Genomic DNA, 1,623 nt, shown 5'->3' with positions numbered 1-1,623 from the left:
GCTGAGACTCCACTGACACAGGTTATTCATGAAGGTGCTGTTCAGGTCGGAGCCAAGAGTCTTGATGATCGGGTCCAGGCTGTTCTCAGCGTCTTAGCTCAGCCAGGTCAACATCTGGTTATTTTGTATGTGTCAGAGCTCGATGAACTCGCTCACAATAAGGGCGTCTCAAGCCCTGAATGGGCAGCATCACTTGAATCTCTGGATGGAGCGCTCAAGGAACTCAACGAACAGCTCCCAGCAGGTGTGGGCATGTTCATCACTGCTGATCATGGAGTTCTTGATGTTCCGTCCTCGAAGCACTACCTCTATGGAACTGATCCTGAACATATGGAATTCATTGCCGCTGTGGGGGGAGAGCCCCGTTGCCTCCAGCTGTATTTTGATGAAGCTACGACACAAGAGCAGCGTTCAGATGCGCTCACTGCCTGGCGCAGAGACTGGTCAGAGCTCGCGTGGGTTCTTTCCCAAGAAGAAGCTGTAACTGCGGGACTATACGGAACTGTTCACTCTTCGAACACTGCACGTTTAGGTGATGTGTTCATTCTTGCCAAGAAAGACGTGGCTTTTTATGACGAACGTGATCACTCATTGAAAGGTCGGAACATGATTGGCCAGCATGGTGGAACTTCTGCCATTGAAATGGCTATTCCTGCCATCAGACTTGGGGCTTACGCCTAATCATTACCTTGGGTTAGGCAGTGTCGTCGTCGGAACGAGTTCCAAAGACGATGTCGTCCCACGACGGCATTGAAGGACGACCGTTCTTCCCAATTTGCTTTGAATCGTTTTTCGCTTCGGTCACGATGGGCACTTCTTCTGAAACGCTCATATCGAAGGGTTCTGTGAAGTTGATAGTTGCATCAAATTCAACGGTTTCACCACTGATCACAGTGTCGTCGCTCACGACATCAACAGAATCTGTGGCCGCACTGATTTCATCCTTGAGCCACGCAGGAGTTGACTCTCGATCATTGCGACGTTTACGCAAGGCCTCTAATAAGTCTGCGGTAGGGCTATGTTCGCGGGTTTCTTCGGCTGCGGGGGTAACGGAAGATTCTGGAACTGCAGCGACGGGTTGTGGATGTGCAACCTGCACAGGTTCAAAAATGACAGTGTCCGCAGAATCTGTGGCTACGGCACGTAGCTTGGGGATGAGGCCAGTACTGAGTTCACCCTTTTGAGAAAGGGTAGAGGCATCACTGTTGGCTGGGGTGAGAGTGCGTTTGCGTGGTTCGAAGGACCACCGTGCATCGTGCTCAATTCCGTTGGCAGTGAACTCTAGTTTCACAACCCACGAACCCGTTTCTTCTTTCCAGGTAGCCCATCTCTCAGCAGAAGCGCTGAGGCTGTGGAGACGTTGAGTAATCACTGTTCCGAAGGCTGTGCTGAGATTGCCGGTTTCGGTCTCTACCGTCGTCTGGGTAGGAACGGACAAAGCAGAGGTGATGATGAATTCACGCTCAGCGAGCACGGGAGTTTCGAAACGCTGAATCAGGTCGAGGCTTGCCCCGGTGAGGGCAGAAATTTCGTCATTTGATAATCCAGCACGAAGGTGGGATTGGATGTCTTTAGGGGAGACACGTGGACCATCTTCTGCAGTGCGGCTGTGACGCAAACGGC

At 51.8% G+C, this 1,623-nt stretch carries 2 protein-coding genes; one reads left to right on the top strand and one right to left on the bottom strand.

Annotated elements, in window-relative coordinates; all coding sequences use genetic code 11:
- Window positions 1-681: alkaline phosphatase family protein (locus Q0362_RS01285; RefSeq protein WP_298118954.1), on the top strand; the 681-nt coding region annotated here is incomplete at its 5' end.
- 13 nt (window positions 682-694) lie between these two features.
- Here the strand turns inward: Q0362_RS01285 and sepH are convergent.
- Window positions 695-1,623 (bottom strand): septation protein SepH (sepH, locus tag Q0362_RS01280; protein WP_298118952.1); only part of this gene is annotated, 929 nt, incomplete at its 5' end.

The sequence above is a fragment of the uncultured Aurantimicrobium sp. genome (assembly GCF_936931525.1).
In the GTDB taxonomy this organism is placed as follows: Bacteria; Actinomycetota; Actinomycetes; order Actinomycetales; family Microbacteriaceae; genus Aurantimicrobium.
Note: the sequence above shows the minus strand (reverse complement) of the source record. Positions and strands in the feature narration are given on the sequence as shown.